This is a genomic window from Streptomyces sp. NPDC058195, from assembly GCF_042883525.1.
Classification (GTDB): domain Bacteria; phylum Actinomycetota; class Actinomycetes; order Streptomycetales; family Streptomycetaceae; genus Streptomyces.
This window is the reverse complement of the sequence record NZ_JBHVVM010000013.1, coordinates 89,011-107,461: the sequence shown is the minus strand read 5'-3', so window position 1 is coordinate 107,461 and position 18,451 is coordinate 89,011. Positions and strand designations below refer to the sequence as shown.

General features: G+C 72.3%; 16 protein-coding genes. 5 read left to right on the top strand and 11 right to left on the bottom strand.

The features are described 5' to 3' along the window. The first annotated feature begins 160 nt into the window (after positions 1 to 160). A complete protein-coding gene (gene aceB, locus ACFVWY_RS18235) occupies positions 161 to 1,780 on the top strand; it encodes a malate synthase A (RefSeq protein ID WP_389873144.1) in 1,620 nt (539 codons plus the stop codon). A 96-nt stretch (positions 1,781 to 1,876) separates the two neighbouring features. Here the strand turns inward: aceB and ACFVWY_RS18230 are convergent, their stop codons facing one another. Continuing rightward, complete coding sequence (locus ACFVWY_RS18230) at positions 1,877 to 3,157, bottom strand: ABC transporter substrate-binding protein (protein WP_389873141.1); 1,281 nt, start codon at positions 3,155 to 3,157, stop codon at positions 1,877 to 1,879. A 96-nt stretch (positions 3,158 to 3,253) separates the two neighbouring features. Here ACFVWY_RS18230 and ACFVWY_RS18225 point away from each other — a divergent pair, with 96 nt between their 5' ends. Continuing rightward, positions 3,254 to 3,883, top strand: a complete 630-nt coding sequence (locus tag ACFVWY_RS18225; RefSeq protein WP_389873139.1) for a TetR/AcrR family transcriptional regulator — start codon at positions 3,254 to 3,256, stop codon at positions 3,881 to 3,883. Positions 3,884 to 3,981: 98 nt separating this feature from the next. On the opposite strand, the gene ACFVWY_RS18220 is transcribed toward ACFVWY_RS18225, so the two are convergent. Next, the gene (locus ACFVWY_RS18220; protein ID WP_389873137.1) at positions 3,982 to 6,270 is read right to left on the bottom strand and encodes a glycosyl hydrolase family 18 protein; all 2,289 of its coding nucleotides are present in this window, start codon (positions 6,268 to 6,270) and stop codon (positions 3,982 to 3,984) included. 142 nt (positions 6,271 to 6,412) lie between these two features. Beyond that, positions 6,413 to 7,405, bottom strand: coding sequence for a fibronectin type III domain-containing protein (locus ACFVWY_RS18215; RefSeq protein WP_389873135.1), 993 nt, complete (start codon positions 7,403 to 7,405; stop codon positions 6,413 to 6,415). 135 nt (positions 7,406 to 7,540) lie between these two features. On the opposite strand from ACFVWY_RS18215, the gene ACFVWY_RS18210 reads away from it, so the two are divergent. Continuing rightward, the gene (locus tag ACFVWY_RS18210) at positions 7,541 to 8,602 is read left to right on the top strand and encodes an amidohydrolase family protein (RefSeq protein WP_389873132.1); all 1,062 of its coding nucleotides are present in this window, start codon (positions 7,541 to 7,543) and stop codon (positions 8,600 to 8,602) included. A 272-nt stretch (positions 8,603 to 8,874) separates the two neighbouring features. Here ACFVWY_RS18210 and ACFVWY_RS18205 read toward each other — a convergent pair whose 3' ends face one another. After that, positions 8,875 to 9,438, bottom strand: a complete 564-nt coding sequence (locus ACFVWY_RS18205; protein ID WP_389873131.1) for a hypothetical protein — start codon at positions 9,436 to 9,438, stop codon at positions 8,875 to 8,877. After that, positions 9,350 to 10,252 carry a hypothetical protein gene (locus tag ACFVWY_RS18200; protein ID WP_389873128.1) on the bottom strand — a complete coding sequence of 301 codons (903 nt, stop codon included), beginning with the start codon at positions 10,250 to 10,252 and terminating at the stop codon, positions 9,350 to 9,352. The genes ACFVWY_RS18205 and ACFVWY_RS18200 overlap by 89 nt, the downstream gene beginning before the upstream one ends. A gap of 104 nt (positions 10,253 to 10,356) precedes the next feature. Here ACFVWY_RS18200 and ACFVWY_RS18195 point away from each other — a divergent pair, with 104 nt between their 5' ends. Together ACFVWY_RS18195 and ACFVWY_RS18190 are read left to right on the top strand one after the other, a co-directional pair. After that, positions 10,357 to 10,668 carry an SH3 domain-containing protein gene (locus ACFVWY_RS18195; RefSeq protein WP_389873125.1) on the top strand — a complete coding sequence of 104 codons (312 nt, stop codon included), beginning with the start codon at positions 10,357 to 10,359 and terminating at the stop codon, positions 10,666 to 10,668. A gap of 194 nt (positions 10,669 to 10,862) precedes the next feature. Further along, the gene (locus tag ACFVWY_RS18190) at positions 10,863 to 11,741 is read left to right on the top strand and encodes a chitosanase (protein WP_389873122.1); all 879 of its coding nucleotides are present in this window, start codon (positions 10,863 to 10,865) and stop codon (positions 11,739 to 11,741) included. 99 nt (positions 11,742 to 11,840) lie between these two features. Here ACFVWY_RS18190 and ACFVWY_RS18185 read toward each other — a convergent pair whose 3' ends face one another. The 6 genes from ACFVWY_RS18185 to uraD form a co-directional block, all read right to left on the bottom strand. Continuing rightward, the gene (locus tag ACFVWY_RS18185) at positions 11,841 to 13,310 is read right to left on the bottom strand and encodes a nucleobase:cation symporter-2 family protein (protein ID WP_389873119.1); all 1,470 of its coding nucleotides are present in this window, start codon (positions 13,308 to 13,310) and stop codon (positions 11,841 to 11,843) included. 241 nt (positions 13,311 to 13,551) lie between these two features. Continuing rightward, positions 13,552 to 14,943 carry an 8-oxoguanine deaminase gene (locus ACFVWY_RS18180; protein WP_389873116.1) on the bottom strand — a complete coding sequence of 464 codons (1,392 nt, stop codon included), beginning with the start codon at positions 14,941 to 14,943 and terminating at the stop codon, positions 13,552 to 13,554. A gap of 45 nt (positions 14,944 to 14,988) precedes the next feature. Continuing rightward, the gene (locus tag ACFVWY_RS18175) at positions 14,989 to 16,386 is read right to left on the bottom strand and encodes a nucleobase:cation symporter-2 family protein (protein WP_389873115.1); all 1,398 of its coding nucleotides are present in this window, start codon (positions 16,384 to 16,386) and stop codon (positions 14,989 to 14,991) included. Between the two features lie 61 nt (positions 16,387 to 16,447). Beyond that, entirely contained in the window at positions 16,448 to 17,380 is a 933-nt protein-coding gene (pucL, locus tag ACFVWY_RS18170; RefSeq protein ID WP_389873112.1) for a factor-independent urate hydroxylase, read from the bottom strand. Between the two features lie 5 nt (positions 17,381 to 17,385). Next, positions 17,386 to 17,775, bottom strand: a complete 390-nt coding sequence (gene uraH / locus ACFVWY_RS18165) for a hydroxyisourate hydrolase (protein WP_389873378.1) — start codon at positions 17,773 to 17,775, stop codon at positions 17,386 to 17,388. Positions 17,776 to 17,780: 5 nt separating this feature from the next. Next, complete coding sequence (gene uraD / locus ACFVWY_RS18160; RefSeq protein WP_389873110.1) at positions 17,781 to 18,290, bottom strand: 2-oxo-4-hydroxy-4-carboxy-5-ureidoimidazoline decarboxylase; 510 nt, start codon at positions 18,288 to 18,290, stop codon at positions 17,781 to 17,783. Positions 18,291 to 18,451: the final 161 nt, after the last annotated feature.

Sequence of the window (18,451 nt, the reverse complement as noted above, 5' to 3'; positions counted from 1 at the left end):
ATGAGGAAACTAATATCCACTGATCAGAAGCCCTCTGCACCCCGGACGGCCCCCGTATCCGCATCCCGGCGCCCTGGCACGCCGTGCCGTTCCCGGGCGCCCCTGCGGCCCGGGGCGCCGCCCGCACCGCCCGCACCGCCCGCTGAAGGAGTGACCTCCCATGTCCGCACCAGCGCCGTCCCCGCTGGCCATCGTCGATGCCGAGCCCCTGCCCCGGCAGGACGAGGTCCTGACCGACGCGGCCCTCACGTTCGTGGCCGAGCTGCACCGGCGGTTCACACCCCGCCGTGACGAGCTGCTCGCCCGCCGCGCCGAGCGCCGCGCCGAGATCGCCCGTACCTCCACGCTGGACTTCCTGCCCGAGACGGCGGCGGTCCGCGCGGACGACTCCTGGAAGGTCGCCCCGGCCCCGGCCGCGCTGAACGACCGCCGGGTCGAGATCACCGGTCCGACCGACCGCAAGATGACCATCAACGCGCTGAACTCCGGCGCGCGGGTCTGGCTCGCCGACTTCGAGGACGCGTCCGCCCCCACGTGGGAGAACGTCGTTCTCGGCCAGCTCAGCCTGATGGACGCCTACCGCCGCGAGATCGACTTCACCGACGCCGGGACCGGAAAGCGGTACGCCCTGAAGCCCGCCGAGGAGCTCGCCACGGTCGTGGCCCGCCCCCGCGGCTGGCACCTGAACGAGCGCCACCTCCGGCTCGACGGCACCCCGGTGCCCGGTGCGCTGGTCGACTTCGGGCTCTACTTCTTCCACAACGCCCAGCGTCTGATCGACCTCGGCAAGGGCCCGTACTTCTACCTCCCGAAGACGGAGTCGCATCTGGAGGCCCGCCTCTGGAACGACGTCTTCGTCTTCGCCCAGGACTACGTCGGCATCCCCCAGGGCACGGTCCGCGCGACCGTGCTGATCGAGACGATCACCGCCGCGTACGAGATGGAGGAGATCCTCTACGAGCTACGCGAGCACGCCTCGGGCCTGAACGCGGGACGCTGGGACTACCTCTTCTCCATCGTCAAGAACTTCCGTGACGGCGGCCCCAAGTTCGTCCTGCCGGACCGCAACGCGGTGACGATGACCGCCCCGTTCATGCGGGCGTACACCGAACTGCTCGTGCGCACCTGCCACAAGCGCGGCGCGCACGCCATCGGCGGCATGGCCGCGTTCATCCCGTCGCGCCGCGACGCCGAGGTCAACAAGGTCGCGTTCGAGAAGGTCAAGGCCGACAAGGACCGCGAGGCGAACGACGGCTTCGACGGTTCCTGGGTCGCCCACCCGGACCTCGTCCCGATCGCCATGGCCTCCTTCGACGCGGTCCTCGGTGAGAAGCCGCACCAGAAGGACCGGCTGCGCGAGGACGTCTCGGTGGCCGCGGGCGACCTGATCGCCATCGACACCCTGGACGCCAGGCCCACCTTCGAGGGGCTGCGCAACGCCGTCGCGGTCGGCATCCGTTACATCGAGGCCTGGCTGCGCGGACTGGGCGCGGTCGCCATCTTCAACCTGATGGAGGACGCCGCCACCGCGGAGATCTCCCGGTCGCAGATCTGGCAGTGGATCAACGCGGACGTGGTCTTCGAGAACGGCGAGCACGCCACGGCGGAGCTGGCCCGCGCGGTCGCGGCCGAGGAACTGGCCGCGATCCGCGCCGAGACCGGCGAGGAGGCCTTCGCCGCGGGCACCTGGCAGCAGGCCCATGACCTCCTGCTCCAGGTCGCGCTGGACCAGGACTACGCGGACTTCCTGACCCTCCCGGCGTACGAGCAGCTGGGCTGACCGGACCCCGCGAACGGCCCGCCGCGCACCTTCGCCCCGGCACGCACAGCGCCGGGGCGAAGGTGTGTCCCCGGGCCCGCGGGGCCGGGGACGAGGTCAGGCGGGCGCCTGCGCCATGTCCGCCTTGACGGCTGTGGCGTCGAGCCCGGCGAGCACGGCCGCGGGGTCGCCGCCGCGTGCCACCGCCCGGCCCGCCTCGGTGCGGATGGCGCCCCGGACGGTGGGCCAGGAGCGCAGGTTGACCGGGGAGAACTGCGCGTCCGAGAGCTGCTCGATGAACGGCGAGAGCGGCTGCTCGGCGGGCTTCCCGGTCGCCGCGTCGGAGGCGGAGTAGGTCACGGGCAGCGCGGACTGGCTGCCGCCGTAGGTCAGGGCGGACTTCCCGCTGTAGAGGAACGAGAGGAAGGTGCCGCACTCCTTGCGGCGGTCGTTGCGCCGGAACGCCATCAGCCAGTCGCTGATCCCCACCGGCGGAGAGTCCCCGCCGTCCTTGTTGGGGAACGCGGCGTGCGCGTAGGGGAGTCTGGCCTGGTCGGCGGCGCCCATCAGCATCGGGTGGCCGACCAGCATGCCCATCTGGCCGCGCATGAACTGGGCGTAGGCGTCGGTCCGGTTGAGCTTCGACGGGTCGGGACCGGCCAGCCCCGGCCCGACCAGCTCGTCCCGCAGCCAGGTCAGCGCCTCGGCGTTCTCCTGCTTCCCGAAGTCGTAGTCACCGGAGTCCCCGGTGTAGCCGCCACCCGCCGCGAGCAGCCAGGACAGCATCTCGTCCTCGGCCGCCTCGGGCCCGAGCTGGAGCCCGTACGGCGTCTTCACCCCGATCGCCTTCAGCGCTTCGGCGGCCTTCCGCAGCTCCTCCCAGGAGGTGGGAGCGGCGCTGACGCGCGCCCGCCGGAAGAGCTCCTTGTTGTAGAAGAGCCGGGGCGTGCTGGCGAGGAAGGGAATGCCGTACGTGGCGCTGTCGACCGTGCCCGCCTCGGTGAAGGACTGGATGAAGTCGGCCTGGGTGGAGATGTTGAACAGCTGGCCCATGTGGTAGAGACGGCCGTCCTCGGCGTACGGCGCGAAGATGTTCGACTGCGCGATGTCGGGCGCCCGGCCCTCCTTGACCCGCTGGGCGAGGACCTTGTCGATCCTGGTGTACGCGACCCGCTCCAGCTCGATCCTGATCCCGGTATGCCGCTTCTCGAAGGCGGCGACGACGTCGTTCCACTGGTCGCCGAGCGAGGCGCCGATGCTCTTGTCGTAACTGGCCACGAGCAGATGGAGTTTCACGTCCTTGCTCGACGAGCAGCCGGTGAGCCCGAGCGCCGCCGTGGTACCGGCCAGGCCGGCCGTCTTCAGAAGGAACTGCCGCCGACGCACCGCTCTTGCCACCTCTTGTTCGTCCTGCCCTGCACTCCTGGCGGATTCTGCCACATAGGCAATATCTGCCTGGCAGCTGAGGTGGCCTCAGGGCATAACCTGATCGGCATGCACGATGGCTCGTTGACGGAGCGGCGCAAGGCCGCGACCCGGCTGGATATCGCCCGTACGGCGGCGGCACTCTTCGTGGAGCGGGGGCTGCGGGCCACGCGCGCGGAGGACATCGCGCGCGCCGCGGGCGTCGCCCCGCGCACCTTCTACCGCTACTTCGCGACCAAGGAGGAGGCCATCGCCCCGCTCCTCGCGGTCGGGGCCCGGCAGTGGGTGGAGGCGGTGCGGGACGCGCCCGCGGACCTCCCGGTCCCCGACGCGCTGCGGCACGCGGCGGCCCGCTCGCTGGCCCCGGCGCCCGGCGACACGGCGGCGGCGGAGTCCCTGGAGTGGGTGCGGTCGCTGCTGCGGATGGGGGCGCTGAGCCCGGCTCTCCAGTCGGTGTGGAACGACGCCTGCCACGACGCGGACGCCACCTTGGCGGTGGTTCTCGCGGCACGCGCCGGACTGCCGGACGGGGCGGGCTCCCTGGAGATCCGGCTGATCGCCGGGGTGGCCGGGGCCGCGGTACGCGCGGCGGTGGAGACCTGGGCGGCCGACGACGCCCCGGCCACCGGGCCGCAGGGCCCCGCGGCTCTGGCCGAACGCTGCCTGCTGGCCGCGTCGGACGTGCTGGGCGGTCGCTGAGACCCGGCTCCGGACGGGCCCCCGGCACGACCCGGTACGCGGGGCCCGGCGGGCTCCGCGTACCGGTGCGGCGCTGTACCAGCGGTGTTCGCGGCGCGTTACTTCAGGCCGTTGTCGAGCGCGTTCATCAGCGTGCCCTGCGGGGTGTCGCCGGACATCTCCCAGACCATCGCGCCCAGCAGACCCCTGGACTTCACGTAGTCGGTCTTCTTGCCGATGGACCAGGTGTCGTCGAAGGACCACCACTGGTTGCCGGTGTAGCCGTACGCCGACACCGACTGTTCGTCGTGATGGACCGTCATCGCCGGGAACGCGCCGATGAGGTTGGCGTAGCCGCGGGTGCCGGCCTCCTCCGCGAACTGGCCGGGGGCGGCGCCGCCCGCCGGCTGCCATTCACCGGCCGCCCCGCCGTCCGTGACGTTCTGCCAGCCGCGCCCGTAGAACGGGATGCCGAGGGTCAGCTTGCGGGGCTCGACGCCCGCGTCGGTGTACGCCTTGACGGCGACGTCGGCGCTGAAGTGGAAGGAGTAGGGGTCCTGCTCGTCGGTGTAGAGGTTGGCCTGGTGGCCGGTGCGGTCGGGCTCCCAGGAGTTGTCGCTCCCGGAGCCGTGGAAGTCGTAGCCCTGGACGTTCGCCACGTCGAGGGAGTCGAAGACCTTGCCCAGGTCCCAGCCCTCGTCGATCTTCTGCGGGTCGGCGGGGGTGAAGGCGGTGAGCAGCCGGTGGCCGCCGCCGAGGGCGTCGAGCTGCTTGCGGAACTCCGCGAGCAGCAGGGTCAGGTTGTCCTTGTCGTCGGGCGAGTAGTGGTTGCCGGGGTGCCCGGTGCCGGTGCCCGGCCACTCCCAGTCGATATCGAAGCCGTCGAAGATCCCGGCGGCGGTGCCGGGGCCGCCCGCGCCGTTGTACGAGGGCAGGTTGCCCTTGATGTACATGTCGATGCAGGAGGAGACGAACTTCTTGCGGGCCGCGTCGGTGGCCGCCACGTCGGAGAAGTACTTCGAGTACGTCCAGCCGCCGAGCGAGACCACGATCTTCAGGCCGGGGTGGAGCTTCTTGAGCTTCTTGAGCTGGTTGAAGTTTCCGCGCAGGGTGCCCCAGCCGTCGTCCGCGACGCCGTCGACGGACTGGGCGGCGCTGAACGGGCGCGCGTAGTCGGCGTCCGCGTCACCGGCGCCGGTGCCCTGCTCGGGGTCCTGGGGGTCGGCGGTGGTGCCCTTGGTGACACCGTTCAGGCAGGTGAGGTTGTTGGGGTCGATGTTGGCGAAGGCGTAGTTGATGATGTCGAGCTTGCCAGCGGCGCCGGAGTCGTGGAGGTTCTTGACGAAGTACTGGCGGCCGTAGATGCCCCACTGGACGAAGTAGCCGACCTTGGCGTAGTTGCCCGCGCCGACGATGTCGTCCGTCTTCACCCTGAGCGCGCCGCTCGCCGGGGACTCGTTGTCGGCGGCGTCGCGGGCCTTGACGGTGAAGGTGTACGACGTCGAGGGCGAGAGCCCGCCGAGGGTGGCGGTGGTCGTGGCGCCCGGGACGGTGGTGGCCTTCGTCCCGTCCCGGTAGAGGTCGTAGGCGGCGACGCGCTGGTTGTCGGTGGCCGCGGTCCAGGCCAGCGTGACCGACGAGGAGTCGGTCGCCGTGGCGTGCAGTGACCCCGGCGCGGTGGGCGGGGAGGTGTCGGTGGCCGGGTCGACGGTGGTGACGGTCAGCGGCGCGCTCCCGGCGGAGGTGTTGCCGCGGGTGTCCTTGGCCCGGACGGTGAAGGAGTACGCGGTCGCCGGGGTCAGCCCGGTGACGGTGGCGGAGGTCGTCGCGGTGGCCGAGCCCACCTCCTTGCCGTCGGCGAGGATGTCGTACGACGCGACGGGGAAGTCGCCCGCCTGCGCGGCGGTCCAGGACAGCGAGGCGGTGCGGGCGGTGACGTCGGTCTGCTTCAGCCCGCCGGGCGCGCCGGGCGGCACGTCCGCGGCGCCGTCGCACTTGTCGCCGTTGATCCGGCAGCCAGCCGGTTCGGCGATCGGCCCCTTGGCCACGAACCAGAAGCTGTACGGCTCGCTGGTGCTGTGCGCGCCGATGGTGCCGTTGTAATGGGCGTTGACGGCGGTGATGTGGCTGCCCTGGGTGGTGACGGCGCCGTTGTACGAGGTGTCGATCGTGACCCCGGCCGGCAGGTCGAACTCCAGGCTCCAGCCGGTGACGGCGGTGTCGGTGTCGTTGCGCAGGACGTAGGTGCCCTTCCACCACGAGCCGTTGTCGGCCGAGCTGAAGGTGGCGGTCAGCCTGCCCGCGGCGTGGGCGGGGGCGGCCTGGAGCGAGAGCAGGGCGAGGAGCAGACCGAGAACGGCGACGAGCGCGGTCACCGTTCTCCGTCTGAGGGTCAGGTGCTCGAACATGGTGTTCTCCCTTGGGGCAGGGACCGGTGAGGCGGTCCTGAGGGGGAGCCGGAGTTCTTCCTTGGTGCCATGGAGCACAGGGGAACCTAAAAGGTCTGGACCAACTCGTCAATAGGTACAGACCAATTGCAGGTAAAGTCCGCTACGTCCCGAGCACCACCGTGCGCTGGGCGGAGAAGTCCCCCCACTTCCCGTCGGGCAGCCTGGCGCGGATCTTCACCGAGTAGCGGGTGCCGCTCGGATCGGGGACGGTGAGGCGGTAGCGCGCCCGGCCCTTGGGCGGGGCGCCGCCCCAGACGATCGTGGTGGTCAGCCTCCCGTCCATGAAGAGCTGGTACGCGGGGATCGCGCCGCCCGTCTCCGGCTGGCGCCAGTCCAGCTCGACGGCGTACTCCCCGCCCTCGGCCCGGTTGGTGATCCGCAGGTCGGTGGGGGCGGTACTGGCGGGCGCGCCGGGAGCGGAACGGGTGGTCAGGTCGACGGCGCCACTGTCCGGCGAGGAGGTGTCGGCGGCGTCGCGCGCCCGGACGGTGAAGGTGTAGACGGTGCCGGGGCGCAGCCCGGTGAGCCGGGCCCGGGTCCGGGTGCCGGGCACGCTGTGGATGCGGGAGTCCTCCTGGTAGACGTCGTAGGCGGTGACGCCGATGTCGTCGGTCGAACGGCCCCAGGTCAGGGTCACCGACCGGCTCCCGTCCACGGTGCCGCGCAGCCGCGTCGGCCGGGTCGGCGGCCGGCGGTCGGCCGGGGTCGGGACAGGTGTGGTGACGCGCACGGTGGCGCTCGGCGCGGAGCGGTTTCCGGCGGCGTCGCGGGCGCGGACGGTGAAGGCGTAGGCGGTCGAGGCGGTCAGCCCGCCGACATCGGTCATCACCTTGGCCGCCGGGACCGAGGCGGCCAGCCTCCCCTCGCGGTAGACCTCGTAGCCGGTGACGCCCCGGTCGTCGGTGGAGCGCTCCCACATGACGTGCACGGAGGTGGCGCTGCTCGCCTGCGCCGTCACCCGGCGCGGCACGGACGGCTCGGCCGTGTCGGCCTCGGGAGCGGAGTCGCAGGCGGTCAGCCCGGCGAGGAGCAGGGCGGCGGAGCAGGCCAACGCGGCGGTTGCGTGGGGGCGTTGCACGGTCATGCCTTCCATCCGGCAGCAATGGTCCAGACCTGTATCGCATGGCGCGGGGACCTCCGGCAAGAGGGTGGAGCGGAACCTTCCGCAATATGCCGATGTGCGTCGGCCGTTCGCCGCCGGATGCCGGTCCCGGCGTAGGGTCGGCCGATGCTGTGTGTACGAGGTGTGGTGCTGCCGGAGCGCGAGGAGCGCACGTTCTGGATCGACGGGGAGACGCTGCGCGCGGGGCCGCCGCCCGGCGGTCGCTCCGGGCGGGACGCGGAGTGGCTCGTCGACGGCGGCTGGCTGCTGCCTGGCCTGGTGGACGTGCACACCCATCCGGGCGCGATCGAGCCGGGCGCGCCGTTCGACGAGGAGCTGCTGCGCCGTCAGTTGACGGAGCACCGGGACGCGGGAGTGCTCGCGGTGCGCACCCCGGGCACGGCGCGGCGGATGCCCGCGTGGGTGGCCGATGACCCGGAGCTGCCGCGGGTGACCTCGGCGGGGCGGTGGCTGGCCACCCCGGGCCGGTTCTTCCCGGGATTCGGCCGCGACGTGAGCGAGGCGGAGCTGGTGCGGGCCGCCCTGGAGGAGGCGGCGGCCTCCTCTGGCTGGTGCAAGGTCGTCGGCGACTGGGCCGCCGACGCACCCGCCGTTCCGCTGCCGCTGCTGACGAAGGTGGTGGACGCGGTGCACGCCGCGGGCGGCAAGGTGGCGGTGCACTGCCAGACCGCCGAAGGCACCCGCAACGCCGTACTGGCGGGCGCCGACAGCCTGGAGCACGGCATGCATCTGGACCCGGGCCTGCTGGACCGGATGGCCGCGCAGGGCACGGCGTTCGTGCCGACGCTGGCCGCCTTCAGCGCGAGCGCGGCCGCGATGCGGGCCAGGGAGCCGGGCGTACGCCGCGATCTGTGGCTCGCTGGCTGGGACGGCATGCCCGGCACCGTGCGCGCGGCCCACGAAGCGGGAGTGACGGTGCTGGCGGGGACGGACTCCTTCCCGTGCGGGACGGTCGCGGGCGAGCTGGAATGGCTGATACGCGCCGGACTCCCGGCCCACACCGCGCTCGGCGCCGCGTCCTGGACAGCACGGGCCTGGCTCGGGCTGCCCGGCCTCACGGACGGGGCGCCCGCCGACCTCGTCGCGTACGCCGCCGATCCGACGGCGGATCGGGGCACGCTGAACCACCCGGACCGCATCGTGCTCCGCGGACGCGTCGTGCGGTGAGCGATGACTTCGGGGCGGCGAGAGGTCAACGGCGTACGGACACCCGTACGACCGCCCCTCCGCAGTCGGCCCGGAGCCCGCGGCACGACAGCTCGCCTGCCTGCTCGACGGCGTCGGCGCGCACCGGCTGGACGGCCCCGCCCCTGTCCCGGCCACGCGGTGCGCGAGGTGCCGCGCCGCTCGACCGGGCCGTGGCGATGAGCGGACGCCGCCCGGACTGGCGGCCGGGCTGAGCCCCGCACGCACCGGGGGCCGGGCGTCGGCGATCCGGGTCAGGCGTACGCGGGCCGGTCCGTCGACAGCCGCCGCACCGTCTCCCGTATCCGCTCCCGCAGCCGTTCGTCACCGGGGACGAGCCCGCCCTGGAGGCCGGAGGTACACACCCGCAGATCCCGCTCGGCCAGCGCGGTCAGGCGGCGTCGGCCGTCCTCGCCGACGACGGCCGGTCCGAGCGCGGCCAGGGCCTCCAGCGCCGTCCCCGTGTCGTCGTCCCGCTCGACCGCGTCCAGCAGCAGCCCGGCCGCGCGGGGCGCGTCGAGGCAATCGGGCGCGATCGCGTGCAGGGCGAGCAGCACCGCCGGGACCGGCGCCCGGCCGGCGAGCAGACCCTCCAGCGCGGGGACCAGTGGCCGGGCCGGGGCGCCGATACCGGCCGCCGCCCGCGCGGCACGGCCGAGCGTCCGGCGCATCCACTGCGGTCCGGCCTTTGCCAGCACCCTGGCCAGCACCGGCACCGCCTCCCCGGGCTCACCGGTGATCCGCCACAGGGCGGCGGCGATCTCCACATCGGCGTCCAGCTCCGGGCTGGTGCGCCCGCCCTCCGTGCCGCTGAGCACGGACCGCAGGGCGGGCAGCAGTCCGGCCGCGTCCCGGCCCAGCTCCGCGGCGAGCGACGCCGCGTCCCCCGCCGCCGGGGACGAGCCCTGCGGCGACGGCCGCCAGCAACGGGGCCGACTCCCCGGTCAGTTCCCGCACGGCTCTCGCCGCGGCGAGTCGCCCCTCCTGCGGTCCGGTGCGCGCCGCGACGGTCAGAACTTCCGCGGTCGCGGCCCGGTGCTCCGGCGGGCAGAGCGCGACCAGTGCCTCCGGCGCGGCCCGCGGGGCCACCGGCAGCGCGCCCCGCAGCTCGGGCAGAGCGGCGGCGGCCCGGCTCCCCCACGCGCCGAGCAGCAGGACGAGCTGCAGGACCTCGTCCGCTTCGAGGCCGTCGGTGGCGAGCCGGGCCCGGACCGCGTCCAGCAGGGCCGGGTCGAACGGGATCACCGGCCCGTTCAGGAATCCGCAGGCGGCCGCGCGCGCCCGCGGACGCCTGCTCAGGTGCCGGGCGAGCAGCGGCGCGGCCCGTCCGGGGGCCACCACCACCAGCGTCGCCAGGGCGAGGTCCGCCCCGTCGCTGTCCGCGGCTCCGCCCGTGCCCCCGGCGCAGCCCTCCCCGGCGTCCTCACCCTCACCCGCGCCTTCGCTCCGCGCCGCGCCCTCCGCGAGCCGGGCCAGCGCCGGTCCGGCCGCCCCGGCCCGTGCCCCCGCCGTCGCGAGCAGCGAGAACACCGCGAAGGCGGGCGCCGGTCCGTCGGCCGGGGCCGCCATCGCGCCTGCCAGCCGCTCCGGCGCCCCGCGCGACAGTCGGCAGGCCGTCTCGGCCGCCGACACCGCCTCCGGATGCCGCGTACGGACCCGTGACCAGTCGGCGGGCGAGCGCGTTGGGCCTGCGGACGGCCCGCGCCGACGCGGGCCGTATGACGGAGGAGCTCCAGATGACGAAGAAGACGCTGACGCTGGCCGCGGCGGTGCTGACCGCCGCCCTCGGGCTGGCCGTGAGCCCCGCCGCCCAGGCCGTACAGCCCCCCGTGGCCGCACGGTCCGCGCAGGCCGCGGCGGCGGTCTGCACCCTCAACGACAACGGGGTGAACTTCCGCGGCGGCCCGGGAGAGACCTACCCGGTGCTCGGCACGGTGAACCGTGGCCAGAACCTCAACTACCGGGGCCAGCAGGGCAACTGGGTCATGGGTGACCTGTGGGGCGGTCCCACGGGCGTCTGGATCCACGTGGCCTACCTGAACTGCTGACGCACCCCGCCACCCGGCTCGCGGCTCCGCGCCGCGCCACGGCCCCGCATCGCGCGCTCCGCGCGGTGCGGGGCCTCACTCGTTCCGGTCGAACTCCGCACTCCCGTCGCCGCAGGGCTGTACGCGTGCCCACCATCCTGATAGGAAAGCTTCCTAACAGACCGTCGGAACGAAGAACTCCCTTTGGAGGACTGGTGCACGCTCCCCATCAGCGCGCCGCACGTCGCACCACCCGCCCCGTGCGCATCACGGTCATCGCGGTCGGGCTGGCCCTCACGGTCATCCCCGTCACCGCCTACGCCGGTGGCCTCACCCACCAGGCGGCCCCCCACACCGCGGCAACGGCCCCCCGGGCCGCCGCCGCGACCGGACTGGACGACCCGGCGAAGAAGGAGATCGCCATGAAACTGGTCTCCAGCGCCGAGAACTCCTCCCTGGACTGGAAGTCCCAGTACAAGTACATCGAGGACATCGACGACGACCGCGGCTACACCGCGGGCATCATCGGTTTCTGCTCCGGCACCGGCGACATGCTCGATCTCGTCGAGCTGTACACCGAGCGCAAGCCCGACAACGCCCTCGCCGCGTACCTCCCGGCCCTGCGGAAGGTCAACGGCACCCCCTCGCACGACGGGCTGGACCCGGGCTTCACCAAGGACTGGGCCAAGGCCGCGTCCGACACCGTCTTCCGCAAGGCCCAGGACGACGAGCGGGACCGGGTGTACTTCAACCCGGCCGTCAAGCAGGGAAAGGCCGACGGCATCGGCACGCTCGGCCAGTTCGCGTACTACGACGCCATCGTCATGCACGGTGACGGCGACGACAGCACCGGCTTCGGCGCCATCCGCAAGCGGGCCCTGTCGAAGGCGAAGCCGCCGTCCCAGGGCGGCGACGAGACCGTGTACCTCAACGCCTTCCTCGACGCCCGGGTCTGGGCGATGAAGCAGGAGGCGGCCCATGAGGACACCAGCCGGGTGGACACCGCCCAGCGGGTCTTCCTGAAGAAGGGCAATCTGAACCTGGCCCCGCCGCTGGACTGGAAGGTGTACGGCGACAGTTACCACATCGGCTGACCGGCCGGACCGCCGCCACCGTGGCGCGTACGGCGGACCTCGCGGGGTTCCGTCGTACGCGCCACACGCTCGTTCCGGGCCGCCGGGCGGCGGGCCCGGTCAGTGGGCGGCCACCGGGGCCGGGGCCGCCGGGCTCTCCTCCCGCTCCGGCGTCCGCCCGTCCGGCTGTTCCCGGCCGAGGTGGTTGAAGGCCACGTTGAGCACGATGGCCACCACGCAGCCGGTGGAGATCCCGGAGTCGAGGACCACCAGGAGGTCCTTCGGGAAGGAGTGGTAGAAGTCCGGCGCGGCGATCGGGATCAGGCCGACGCCCACGGCCGCGGCCACGATCAGCGCGTTCTCGCCCTTCTCCAGCGCGGCGGCCGCCAGGGTCTGGATACCGCTGGCGGCGACCGTGCCGAAGAGCACGATGCCCGCGCCGCCGAGGACCGGCAGCGGGACGATCGCGATGACGGACGCGGCGACGGGGACCAGCCCGAGCACGACCAGGATGCCGCCGCTGACGGCGACCACGAAGCGGCTGCGGACCTTCGTCATCGCCACCAGGCCGATGTTCTGGGCGAAGGCACTGCACATGAAGCCGTTGAAGAGCGGGCTGAGAGCGCTGCCCAGGGTGTCGGCGCGCAGTCCGCCCTCGATGGTCCGCTCGTCCGCCGGCCGGCCGACGATCTTGCCGAGCGCGAGCATGTCGGCGGTGGACTCGGTCATGCAGACCAGCATGACGATGCTCATGGAGACGATCGCGGCGATCTCGAACTGCGGTGCCCCGAAGTGGAACGGCGAGGGGAAGCCGACCAGACCGGCGTCCTTGATCGCGCCGAAGTCCGTGATGCCGGCCGGGATCGCGATCAGGGTGCCGATGACGAGGCCGAGAAGGATGGAAATCTGCTGGAGGAAGCCGCGCAGCAGTTTCCGCAGGGCGAGGACGATCACCAGGGTGACGGCGGCCATGGTGATGTTGGTGGTGGAACCGTAGTCGGCGGCCCCCGCGTTGCCGCCCTGCGCCCAGTTGAAGGAGACCGGCAGCAGCGAGACGCCGATCAGGGTGATCACGGTGCCGGTGACCACGGGCGGGAAGAAGCGGACCAGTTTGCAGAAGTAGGGGGCCAGCAGGAATCCGAGCAGGCTGGCGACGATGACGGCTCCGAAGATGACGGCGATGCCGTCGTGCCCCCGGTCCTTGCCGATCGCGACCATCGGGGTGACCCCGGCGAACGAGACGCCGTTGACGAAGGGCAGCCGGGCACCGATCCGCCAGAAGCCGAGGGTCTGGAGAAGGGTGGCGATGCCCGCGGTGAACAGGCTCGCCCCCATGAGGAACGCGGTCTCCTTCGCGGTGAGGCCCACGGCGGGCCCCACGATCATCGGCGGGGCCACCACACCCGCGTACATCGCGGCCACGTGCTGGAGGCCGCTGGTGAACATCTTCAGTGGGGGGAGGGTCTCGTCGACCGGGTGCTTCCCGTCAGCCGGGGCGTCGGGGCCGGGCGGCGGTACGGCGGCGGGATCGGACGGGGATGCGGGGGGCGCTGCGTCTGCTTCGTTGCGAAACCTGGGCGTGGCTGCCACGGCGGTTCCTCCGGTCGGTTGCACGTCTGCGGTGACGTGGGTGTCAGGGAGGTGGTGCGAGAGGGGCCTTGATCTGGCGGGGCAGGTCGTGCAGCTGGTGCGGGCAGCTCGGTGCGCCGGTGCGGGGACACGTACCCGTGAGTACGCGCCCCCGCACCGGTTGCCGCGGACCCGTGCGGGTCCGCGGCGGCCGGTCCAGGGCCGTCCCCCCAGACCGGCGGTACGGGGGTGCCGCGGAGGGTCAGGCTCCGGCGGCGATCTGTGCCAGGCGCCGGGCCTCGTCGCGGGTCGCGCGGGCGATGGCGTCCTCGTCGGCGGTGACGAGGTGGTTGTCCTCGACGACCGGCCTGCCGTTGACGAGGGAGAGGGTGACGGGGGCCGCGGCGCCGAGGACGAGCGCGGTCACCGGGTCGGCGATGGAGGCGTGGGCGAGGGTGTCGAGCTTCCAGAGGACCAGGTCGGCGAGTTTGCCCGGCTCCAGGGAACCGATCTCCTCGGCGCGGCCCAGTACCCGGGCACCGCCGTGGGTGCCCAGACGCAGGGCCTGACGGGCGTTCAGGGCTCTCTCGCGGTGGGCGCCGAGGCGGTTGATGAGGAGGGCGTTGCGCAGCTCGGTGTGGAGTTCGCCGGACTCGTTGGAGGCGGTGCCGTCGACGCCGAGGCCGACCGGCACCCCGGCGGCGAGCATGTCGGGCACCCGGGCGATGCCCGCGGCGAGCCGGGCGTTGGAGGAGGGGCAGTGGGCGACGCCGGTTCCGGTGCGGGCGAAGGCGGCGATGTCGGAGTCGTTCATGTGGACGCAGTGCGCCATCCACACATCGTCACCGAGCCAGCCGGTGGATTCGAAGTAGTCGGTCGGGCCCATCCCGAACAGCTCGTGGCAGAACTTCTCCTCCTCCACGGTCTCCGAGCCGTGGGTGTGCAGGCGCACGCCCTTGCGCCGGGCCAGTTCGGCACCCTGGCGCAGCAGTTCGGTGGAGATCGAGAACGGGGAGCAGGGTGCGGCGGCGACCTGGGTCATCGAGCCGAACGACGCGTCGTGGTGCGCGTCGATGGCCGCCTCGGTCCCGGCCAGCGCGCCGTCGAGGGACTCCACGGCGAAGTCCGGCGGCAGCCCGCCGTCCTTGACACCGCGGTCCATGGAACCGCGGGCGAGGGTGAAGCGTACGCCCATGTCGCGGGCGGCCCCGATGATGGCGCCGGACAGGTCCCCGGCACCCCTCGGGTAGACGTAGTGGTGGTCCATGGCGGTGGTGACGCCGCCGCGGGCCATCATGGCGAGCGAGCCCTGGGCGGCGGCCCGGACCATCGGCTCGTCGATGCGTGCCCAGGTCGGGTAGAGGGCGACCAGCCAGTCGAACAGGTTGTGGTCGGTGGCCAGTCCGCGGGTGATCCACTGGTAGAAGTGGTGGTGGGTGTTGACCAGGCCGGGAGTGGCCAGGTGCCCGGTGCCGTCGACGCGGCGTACGACGTTCTCCAGGTTGCCCGGGGCCCGCCCGGCACCGATGGACTCGATGGTGCTGCCCGCGACGACGATGTGGCCGTCGGCGTACTCGGTGTCGTGGGCGTCGACCGTGGCGATGGCCGTGTTCTCGATGACGATGCGGGATACGGGGTCTGCCGAAGGTGCCATGAGGCTTCCTTCCGGTGTGGATGGCGGTGCGGGCACGGCAGGACCCTAGGAGGATTTGAGTGCCGCGGCGCAGGTGGCGCCACGGGTGCCGAGATGATGGAAGAACAGGTTCAGCACCACGGCGGCTAGCGTGCCCGCGCTGATGCCGGAGCCGAGCACGGTCTGCGCCCACGCCGGGAAGCCCGCGTAGAAGGCCGGGGCGGCGAGCGGGACGATGCCCGCGCCGAGAGCGACGGCGACCAGGATGGTGTGGGAGCTGTCGTCGAGTCCGGCCTCGGAGAGCGTACGGATGCCGCTGACCGCGAGGGAGCCGAAGAGGACGATGCCCGCGCCGCCGAGGACCGGCATCGGCACCGTGGAGACGGCCGCGCCGAGCACCGGGAAGAGGCCGAGGACCAGGAGCGTGCCTCCGGCCGCGGCGACGGCGTAGCGGCTGCGGACCCGGGTCAGCGAGACGACGCCGACGTTCTGGGCGAAGGCCGAGGTGGGGAAGCCGCCGAGGACGGGGCCGAGGAAGGTCGCCAGTCCGTCGGTGCGCAGGCCGCGGGTGAGGGTCCGGCCGTCGGTCTCGCGCGCGCAGATCTCACCGACGGCGAGCATTCCGGCGCTGGACTCGGTCATCAGGACGAGCATCACCAGACAGAGCGAGATGATCGCGGCGGGCTGGAACTGGGGCGCGCCGAACGCGAAGGGGGTGGGCAGCGCGGCGACGGGGGCGCTGCCGAGCGCGCCGAAGTCGGCCATGCCGAGCGGGATCGCCGCCAGGGTGCCGGTCAGCAGTCCGAGGAGGAGGGCGAGCTGCTTGACGAAGCCGCGGCCGAAGCGCTGGACCAGCAGGATGACGACCAGGGTGAAGGCGGCGAGCGCCAGGTTCCGCATGGCTCCGAAGTCGGCGGCGTTCTTGTCGCCGCCCTGGGCCCAGACGACCGGGACCGGCATCAGGGTCACCCCGATGAGGGTGATGACGACGCCCGTGACCAGCGGCGGGAAGAAGCGCAGCAGCCGTCCGAAGAAGGGGCCGACGGCGAGGCAGAAGAGTCCGGCGGCCATGACCGCCCCGTAGATGGCGGGGAGTTGGCCGCCCGGGGCGTTGGTCTCGGCGATCGCGAGCATCGGTGCGATTCCGGCCGAGGAGGCGGCGTTGACGAAGGGCAGCCGGTTGCCGACGAGGCCCTTGACGCCGAGGGTCTGCAGGAGGGTGGCCACACCGGCGATGAGCAGACTCGCGGCGATGAGCCGGGTCTGGCCCGCGGTGTCGAGGCGGACGGCCTGGCCGATGATGAGCGGGGGCGTGACCACTCCCGCGTACAGGGCGGCGATGTGCTGGAGCGCGGCGGGGACGAGCCGCGAGGGGCGGAGCTTCTGGTCGACCGGGTGGACCTCGGGTCCGTCCGGTGTGGTGGGACACGGGCCTTCTGTCGGCCTCTGTGCAGGCGTTGCCATGGCTGTTCCCTCCGGTGGCGCACCCCCGCCGACCGCGGGCGGCGGGGGTGCGCGCCCCGCGTCAGAGGTTGGTCATGTCGACCGGGATGTGCGGCTCACAGCCGTCACGCAGGATGGTGGCCTCGATCAGGCCGTAGGGGCGGTCGGCGGCGTAGTACACGGCGCCGTCCTTGGCTTCGTTCTCCAGGCCGAAGGCGGAGAGGTCCTGCCGGAAGTGGTGCTTGTTGGGGGCGGAGAAGCGGATCTCGTCGATCTCGCTGCGGTTGTTGATGACCCGCGAGCCCATCTGGTACAGCGTCTGCTGGAGCGAGAGCGAGTACGTCTCCACGAAGGCGTGCAGGATGTGCTTCTTCGCCTGTTCGTAGGACTTCTCCCACTGGGGCATGCGCTGCTCGTCCGACGTCCAGTTGTGCCGCCACCAGGTCGACAGGGAGGTGGCGAGGATACGGTCGTAGTCCTCCTGGAGCGTGGTGTACTTGTCCTTGATGTAGCCCCAGAACTCCGAGTGGGTGGAGTTCATCACGGTCAGGTCCTTCAGCCCGGACAGGACTTCGAACTTCTCGCCGTCGTAGGTGATCTGCGCGAGCCGGGTCTCCTGGCCCTTGCGGACGAAGGAGTGCCTGACGTCGTCGGCGCCGATGAACCTGGAGCTGCTGTCGGAGCCCGCGATGCGCTCCCAGGCGTACTCCTCGATGCGGATGCGCGCGCGGTGGATCGAGGGCTGGCTGTCCACGAAGTGCCGGGCGAGGTGGATGCCGTACTGTTCGGCCGACTCGATGCCGTACTCCTTGGCGAACGCGAAGCAGGTGTTCTTCGTGGTGTCCGTGGGGAGGCAGTGGGCGTTCGAGCCGTTGTAGTGGACGTCGGACAGGTCGCCGGAGAGGGCGACGGAGACGTTCAGGTCCTTGATGTGGTGGGTGTCGCCGTCCCGGGTGATCTTGACGACGCGGTTCTCCGCTTTGCCGTACTGGTTCTGGCCGAGAATCGTGGGCATGTCTGCTAGCTCCCTCGGTATACGGAGTAGCCGAACGGGTTGAGCAGCAGCGGTACGTGGAAATGCTCGCCCGGAGTGACGGCGAAGGTGAGGGTCACCTCCGGGAAGAACGCACCGCTGTCCCTTACACGGGGGGCGTCCTGCTGCGCCTCGGCTTGGTTCGTGCTGGCGAAGTACGTCTCGGTGTCGAAGACGAGGCGTACGTGGGTGGTGCCCTCCGGCAGGGCCGGCAGGTCCTTGCAGCGCCCGTCCCCGTCGGTGGCCGATCCGCCGAGCGCGGCCCAGCGCGCGTCGCCGCCGCGGGCCGCGAGCGTGACGGCGACGGACGCGGCGGGGCGGCCGATGCTGGTGTCCAGGATGTGGGTGGACACCGAGGCGGTGGTGTCGGTACTCAGGACCGTCACTCTCCTTCGGTAACGAGACGGGTCAGCCGGATACGGTTGATCTTGCCCAGCTCGGTGCGCACGATCCCGCGCTCCTGCTCGGGCGAGTTCCCGATCCGGACTTTCACCGCGTCGCGCATCTGCTCACCGGTGGCCCCGGTGGCGCAGATCAGGAAGACGTGTCCGAACCGCTCCTGGTAGGCCAGGTTGAGTTCGAGCATCTCGGCCCTGAGCTCCTCGGTGGCGTCGGCCATGCCCCGCTGTTCGCGGGCGGAGGCCGGGTCCTGGGGCTTCGGGCGGCCGATCGGCGGATGGGCGGCCATCGCCTCGGCCAGGTCCTGCGCGTCCAGTGCGGCCGTGGCGGCGTCACTGGCGAGCAGGAGGGCTTCGGCGGAGGCGTACGGCCGTCGGGAGAGGATCGCTCGTCCCCAGGCCGCACTGGCACACACCTCGTGCAACGCGGTGGTGGCCTCGTCTTCCGCCAGGGTGTTGAACCGGGCCGGGCCCGGCGTGGAGCTCGAAGTCACGGGAGCCTCCGTGGCTGTTGTGCGCGGTGCGTTGCCGCTTCGCGTCGGTCGGGCTGCGGATAGCTAACGCCCTCCGGAACACGACGTCAACACTTTGTTGAAATTATGCGAACGGGGGAGGCCGCCCACCCGCACCCCGGACGGCGGCCAACCCCCGCACC

What these genes read in the sequence shown, in the direction of transcription:
- aceB (WP_389873144.1), top strand. Translation starts at nt 161, where the DNA reads ATGTCCGCACCAGCGCCGTCCCCGCTGGCCATCGTCGATGCCGAGCCC.
- ACFVWY_RS18225 (WP_389873139.1), top strand. Translation starts at nt 3,254, where the DNA reads ATGCACGATGGCTCGTTGACGGAGCGGCGCAAGGCCGCGACCCGGCTG.
- ACFVWY_RS18220 (WP_389873137.1), bottom strand. Translation starts at nt 6,270, where the DNA reads ATGTTCGAGCACCTGACCCTCAGACGGAGAACGGTGACCGCGCTCGTC.
- ACFVWY_RS18215 (WP_389873135.1), bottom strand. Translation starts at nt 7,405, where the DNA reads ATGGAAGGCATGACCGTGCAACGCCCCCACGCAACCGCCGCGTTGGCC.
- ACFVWY_RS18210 (WP_389873132.1), top strand. Translation starts at nt 7,541, where the DNA reads ATGCTGTGTGTACGAGGTGTGGTGCTGCCGGAGCGCGAGGAGCGCACG.
- ACFVWY_RS18195 (WP_389873125.1), top strand. Translation starts at nt 10,357, where the DNA reads ATGACGAAGAAGACGCTGACGCTGGCCGCGGCGGTGCTGACCGCCGCC.
- ACFVWY_RS18180 (WP_389873116.1), bottom strand. Translation starts at nt 14,943, where the DNA reads ATGGCACCTTCGGCAGACCCCGTATCCCGCATCGTCATCGAGAACACG.
- ACFVWY_RS18175 (WP_389873115.1), bottom strand. Translation starts at nt 16,386, where the DNA reads ATGGCAACGCCTGCACAGAGGCCGACAGAAGGCCCGTGTCCCACCACA.
- pucL (WP_389873112.1), bottom strand. Translation starts at nt 17,380, where the DNA reads ATGCCCACGATTCTCGGCCAGAACCAGTACGGCAAAGCGGAGAACCGC.